The sequence below is a fragment of the Methylobacterium sp. J-001 genome, from assembly GCF_022829565.1.
GTDB lineage: Bacteria > Pseudomonadota > Alphaproteobacteria > Rhizobiales > Beijerinckiaceae > Methylobacterium.
Map to the genome: position 1 here is coordinate 23,027 of NZ_JAKSYN010000040.1, position 6,063 is coordinate 29,089.

The 6,063-nt window shown below is 63.4% G+C and carries 7 protein-coding genes; 5 read left to right on the forward strand and 2 right to left on the reverse strand.

Annotated features, from left to right (window positions below; genetic code table 11):
* The first annotated feature begins 169 nt into the window (after window positions 1-169).
* From MKK65_RS03865 to MKK65_RS03885, 5 genes are all read left to right on the forward strand, one after another.
* Complete coding sequence (locus MKK65_RS03865; RefSeq protein WP_243955479.1) at window positions 170-931, forward strand: helix-turn-helix domain-containing protein; 762 nt, start codon at window positions 170-172, stop codon at window positions 929-931.
* 534 nt (window positions 932-1,465) lie between these two features.
* Entirely contained in the window at window positions 1,466-2,188 is a 723-nt protein-coding gene (locus MKK65_RS03870; protein WP_243955482.1) for a sugar transferase, read from the forward strand.
* Window positions 2,189-3,068: 880 nt separating this feature from the next.
* A complete protein-coding gene (locus tag MKK65_RS03875) occupies window positions 3,069-3,473 on the forward strand; it encodes an integron (protein ID WP_243955483.1) in 405 nt (134 codons plus the stop codon).
* 593 nt (window positions 3,474-4,066) lie between these two features.
* Window positions 4,067-4,591, forward strand: coding sequence for an HtaA domain-containing protein (locus MKK65_RS03880; RefSeq protein WP_243955485.1), 525 nt, complete (start codon window positions 4,067-4,069; stop codon window positions 4,589-4,591).
* 356 nt (window positions 4,592-4,947) lie between these two features.
* Complete coding sequence (locus tag MKK65_RS03885) at window positions 4,948-5,307, forward strand: hypothetical protein (RefSeq protein WP_243955487.1); 360 nt, start codon at window positions 4,948-4,950, stop codon at window positions 5,305-5,307.
* Here the strand turns inward: MKK65_RS03885 and MKK65_RS03890 are convergent.
* Window positions 5,276-5,551, reverse strand: coding sequence for a hypothetical protein (locus MKK65_RS03890; protein WP_243955495.1), 276 nt, complete (start codon window positions 5,549-5,551; stop codon window positions 5,276-5,278). The genes MKK65_RS03885 and MKK65_RS03890 overlap by 32 nt on opposite strands.
* Before the next feature lie 60 nt (window positions 5,552-5,611).
* Window positions 5,612-5,863, reverse strand: a complete 252-nt coding sequence (locus MKK65_RS03895) for a hypothetical protein (protein WP_243955497.1) — start codon at window positions 5,861-5,863, stop codon at window positions 5,612-5,614.
* Between the last annotated feature and the right edge of the window lie 200 nt (window positions 5,864-6,063).

Here is a 6,063-nt window from a genome sequence, read left to right on the forward strand (position 1 = left end):
TCAAAAGTGGCCTTGTGGGCCGTCATGCACCCCCCACAAGCCACGAGACGCCCCCGGGCGTCAAGCGGGAACGCCAATTCCCGCGACGATGAGGCTTTGCCTTGTGGACCGGACGCCCCTGCGGCGGCCCGGAACGACCTGTTGCGGCCCTTTTACGGGGCCGAGGACCATGTTTGCCGACGAGTTGAGGCGCGCCATCGAGGCTGCGAGCCGAATCACCCTGCCACAGGTGACGGCACTGCTGTGGCGTGCCTACGGGGAGGGGAAGGTCACCGAAGCCGAGGCTGAGGCGCTATCTGGCCTGATCGAGGCGCGCACCGATGCGCCGGCAGCTCGCCGGCAACGGACCGCGACCCCAACTGGGATCCCGGCCACGCCCCAGGATCGCGTAGGGAGCCTCAGGAGGCCCGGTGTCGGCTCCCGGCCACGGACAGGCGCCAGCATGGAGCGCCGCCGCCGCTGGGCCGCCTCTGGCCGTATGCCGCTGAGTCTTGCCGCCAAGTTTACCCACGCTGAGCAAGGCGTGCTCGCCCTCGTCGCGGCCGAGACCGCCCGCCGCGGCGATTGCCGGCTGGCCGTGGGCCACGTCGCCGCGATCGTGGGCGTGTCCGAGACCACCGTGCGCAACGCCATCCGCGAAGCCCGGAAGCTTGGGCTGGTCACGGTCGAGGAGCGGCCCGTCACAGGGTTTCGCAACCTGCCGAACATCGTCCGGATCGTCTCGTCCGAGTGGACCGCTTGGCTGCGCCTGGCCCGGAGGGGCTCCATCCCTCAGGGGGGAGGGTGCAAATCCCCGCAGCGCACGCCTACTGAAGTTCTAGTCCTGTCAGAATCGGGGAAAACCAAACCGAAGAAAGGCTGCCGACAAGCGGCGGGCGACCTCGACCGATCAGGTAGGGCGAGAATCCACGCGGGTCGTGGCCTGAGTTGAGCTATGCGGTGAGGGTCTGCGAACGGACGGTATGACGAACGCACCCCTGACAGGTCGATCGGAAAAACGGTGATGCTCCGCTGATGTGACGCTTGCTGCGGATCGAGGCGTTGCTGGCGCGATGATCGGCTCGACGTTGAGTTGCCTAGGCAACAAATATCTGCCTACTCTTACACATAGATCAGGCTATGTGCGGCTCCGCTTAAGTGGTGCATTGCACACGCGAATGACACACCTTTATTTCAATCACAGATTGAATATCGGCGCTACTGATCACTCTATAGACGCATGCCAGCAATGCAGACTGCGTACCAAGGGCCGTGCCGCCACATTCGAGACAACTTCTGCGACGTTAAACAGCCTTAATCTGACATGACGCTCGCAGCTAGATTTATATATCGGCATGTGATCAACAAAAAGCTGTCCGTAATAAATCTTTAACCACCGAGTGATTAACCACCGCTCCGTTTATATTGAGAATTTAAAATCATGCAGCAGCCCGCGATTCACCAAGATGTTGGACGTGGTTTTGCGATGCAGCATGCGTCGGACCCCGCCAGTTTCGCTGTAGCTACTGAATTGGTATCGGATCAGGTCATTGGGGCTGTGTTGCCGGAGGCGCCGTTCGTGGCCCGAGGCCTGCGGCTCGACTGGGCGGCCAAGCGCGGTCTCGACATCGGGGTGGCGGCCACCGCGCTGTTCCTGCTTCTGCCGCTGATGCTGGTGATCGCCGCGCTGGTCTGGGCTGGGGACCGCAAGGCGCCGATCTTCCGGCACACGCGGCTGGGCCGGGACGGGCGCAGCTTCGGCTGCCTGAAGTTCCGCTCGATGGTGGCCGACGGCGAGGGGGTGCTCGCCGCCCATCTGGCCGCCAGCCCGCAGGCCCGGGCGGAGTGGGCCGCCACGCACAAGCTCAGCGACGATCCGCGCATCACCGCCATCGGACAGGTCCTGCGCAAGACCTCGCTGGACGAGCTGCCGCAGCTCTGGAACGTGCTGCGCGGGGAGATGAGCCTGGTCGGGCCGCGCCCGATCGTCCAGGCCGAGGTCGCCCGCTACGGCCGGGCGTTCTCCACCTGCTTTGCGGTGCCGCCGGGGGTGACCGGGTTGTGGCAGGTCTCGGGGCGCTCGGACACGACCTACGCCGAGCGCGTGGCGCTGGACCTGGACTATGCTAGCCGCTGGAGCCTGCGCCGGGATATCGCGATCATGCTGCGCACCGTCCCGGCGGTGCTCGCCCAGCGCGGCAGCAAGTAGCCGCTACCGTTTCTGGGGGACCGAGCCCTGCAGGACGACAATCCGCTCTGGTACGATTACGTCGAGCCTAACGAAGCGCCTAGCCGAACACTCCGGGTATTGGCTAGCCTACTGGGCGCCCTGTTGACTACTACACTGACGGCGATACGGTTTTGCTGGATGCTCGACAATTTGTGGGGGAAATAGCCAAGAGGTTTTCACGACGGCAAAAGGTTCGAACGGGGGCGCTCTAAATTGCGTAGGAGGCGACGAGACCCGCTGAGCCTCAGGCCACTACGTCATCAACATCTTCTTTCGCGAGCGGCGCAGCTTCACACATGCGCCAAAACTCGACGAAGCCGATAGTGTAGGCAGCGAAAACAACGGTGGCCCAATGCATCATTGAGGCCTATAACACGACTTATCAGCTATCATGCTGGTAGAATTTCGATATTGCCTGACATTTTCAAGTGATGCTATTGTCGCAACGCCTGATTCGACTCTCACCAGCTTGCATCCCTTCGAGCACAGCACGCTCAGGCCTACCAGCAGTCGTTCTTACCGACCGAGTTAGCCAAGCCGCTCGACCGGCGACAGTCCCTCACGCTCCTGCTACAGCCTTGCTTCTTCCCGTCCGCGCGCCCGAGGCGTTCGCGATACTGCAAGGCGTGCGGCGGGCAAGCACGTGACGACAGGCGCTCTCCGGGCCAGTTCCCTGCAGAATGCCCGTGAAGCCTGGGCCGGGCAGTCGCGTGAGGGTCGGTGCGGCGGCGGGACTGGAGACCGCAAGCGCCGGCTCACGGCCCGGATCATCTCACGAATGAGCGCGTTGTTCGGCCTCTCACCAACGAGGTGATCGAGTCGCCGCTGTTCGTGAACATTACAAAGCTTGGCTCCTTCTATGCCTTCGATCGCGTCGCGGCTCGGGCTACTCCTCCTGCTCGGGCTGCCCTGCGTGGCCGAGGCCGAAACCGCACCTTTGAACGTGCCAATCCTGATGCGCGGGGCGATCGGTGAGGACGCCTGTCCCGGGACGGGGAAGGTGATCGAGATCGGACAGAGCTCCGAGAGCTTCCTGCCGGTTCAGAGCGGCCCGGGCGGAGCTCCGTTCCGTGAGATCGGGCGCCTGCACGATAGTGACACGGTCAAGGTCTGCGAAAAGCTCGGGCTGTGGCTGGGCGTCGTCTATGGCTCAGCGCTACTGGGCTGCCGGACAACGATCCTCGTACCTGTCGAGCAGAACTACACTGGTCCGTGCGAGCATGGCTGGGTCATGGCTCGCAACGTAAGTGTCGACCCGAAGTGACGTCGGCTCAGCCAACGAGCCATATCAACGTCAGCGCGGCGGTCATGAACAGAACCGACGAGATGAGCACGGCGGTGCCCTCGCGGTGGTTTAGGATGACGGTGCGAGAGGCTGCAAGCATGGTAGCGACTGGGTCAGATGCGATCCGGTCAGGCTCGCGTCGAAAGCTTGACCAACATAGGGCGTCGCCGGTTGTCCACAGCTGGAACCTGGATATCGATGCGGCCGGGCAACAACAACGATCAGCTGAACCGTCTCACACCGCCCCTCTGATGGATGGGCGCTTCAACGCCTCGACTCCTCGACTCCAGCCAGCTTCCGCATCGGGGTTGCGCGGTTCGCGTCCGCGGGGGGCGTGACCATCGACGAGGCACACCAGCAGCGTCAGGGCGAGCCAGACCCGCGCACGCATGAACGCAACCCTTCGTACACAACGAGCGGTGTGTGTGTGCTGGAATGGTTGCCGAGTGGTTCATGGCGCCGCCGCAATCCACGCGATCCACCGATACCGCACGATTTAGCTTGGCGGGAACCATGGGCCTGCCCGCGCACTCGTTCGAACCGTCATTACCGATCAAAGTCGAGGAAACCTGATGCGCCCGGCCCTTCTCACCACTTCGCTCCTCGTCGTATTTTCAGCGCCTTCTGCCTACGCAGCTGAGCAGCCGAAGGACGCTGCCGTCACCATCGGCCCCTGGCAGGTCGAGGCTGCCTACAAAGGCCAGAAGTTCGAGCGATGCGTGATGAGCCGCGAGACCACGGATGGCGTGGACGTGCGCTTCACGCGCGATACCGATGGCCTCGACCTGAGCATGAGCTCGCCCAAGTGGAAGCTCGGGCGCAATAAAAGCTATCCAGTCGAGCTGGCGGCTGGGACTTCGGTTCTCAAGGCCGACGTCGCCGCCTCGGGCAACGGGGTGTCGGTACCGATCAAGGACGACCGGTTCCTCAAATCGCTGAAGTTGGCCGACAGCTTGGACGTGAAGGGCGAGGGCTCGACCATCCAAGTGGCTCTGGACAAGAGCGCAGCCGGTCTGGAGCGACTGGAGAGCTGCTACACGAAGAACCTGGCTCCGACCGAGACCAATCCGTTCGTGGCTCCCAGCAAGAAGCCGTGATGGGCGGTGGATTATCCTGATATCGCGTGCAAGGGTTCGCTAACGCTGCGGGGCCACGCTGGCACGTATGTCTAAGCGTACCACTCGCAGCCTCCGAGCACTCCTATGGATCAGCGCCCTGGGGCTGTGCTGTTTCTCTGCGGCCATGCTGGTAGAGGCGAACAAGCCGAAGCTGGACGGAGTTGAACATCGGGTCGTCGGCGACCCCGCTGTGACCGGCTCGGTGGTGCGTATGCGTTGGTGCGGGGCCGCCTCATGGTGCCGCTGATCATCGATCTGCGCGGCGACGCTGCTATCGATAGCCTTCGTTAACCATAGACTCTCAACTTGCGGGCGACAGCTTGCAGGTATCATGTGTGAACCAGGTCCGTTTGATCACCGCGGAGGATTTCGCGGACGACTGCCCGGTGCCGCTGGGGCTCGCGACGTGCCTGATGCGGGCTGACCCCGAGACACTGCTCGATCTCCTCGACGGTATCCCGGAGGCGACGCGGGCGCGGTTAGCCCTATGGCTGTATGGCCGAAGTCATACGCACGAGATCGGCGTGCGCGTCGCGGCGACCTGCGAGCGATCCTGCTTGTATCGGATCGGTGGGCCCGTCGGCGATGCTCTGCATGAACTGTCGCGTCAGCCCTATACGGCGCCGAGCCATGGCATGCATGGCGGCGGTGGACGGCGTCAGATCAGCCTTGGCGGTTCGTATCGGACAGGGTGAGATCAGTCAGGCGCACAGGGGAGGGATGACCATTTGGACGTAGACCGAGCACGTCCATGACGCGGTCCCGAGCTCCGACGTCGGCGATCGACGCGCCATTCTCAAGCCTGACGATCGCCTCGGGATCGACCCGAGCGAGCACCGCCAAGGTCTCGATCGAGTAGGCCCCACGCAAGCGGGCAGCATTGATCTGCGCCGCTATCGCGGCATTCAGGGCGGTAGGCTCGTCGTCTTGGTCGCTCATGGGCCAGCGGTACGTGCCGGCCTAGGCCGAAGTTTCCCCCGGCGAGCTTTTCTGACGCAGCTACTCCATCCCCGGTGGCCGGGGGCGTGGCACGCCAAACTCGGTCAGGCCGAGGAATAGGGCGACGTGCGTCAGTTCTGCGAGGGAGAACATGCAGCCGTTGCCGTTCTCGATAGCCGCAATCACCTCGGGCGCGAGGCAGGCCAAGCGGGCTGCGTTGTCCAGGGACAGACGCAGTCGGTCGCGTGCCGGACCAGCGTGCGTCGCGAGGTTGCGCAGCACGACGTGCCGCCGCTCCTCGATCTCGTCCATGAGGGGTGCGCCGATATCAGGAGGGCCCATCGCCCTCACGAGGGCGATACGATTAAGGCACATCTCGTGAAACACCCAGGGTTGCAATTGTGCCTTGCACAAGTTGCAGCTGTTGCGCCGCGGCACTAGCGGTTGTGCAACGTAATGAGTTACAATCCTGGGTCGGTTTTAGACGGCTGGACCGGCAGCTGTGCGTTCAG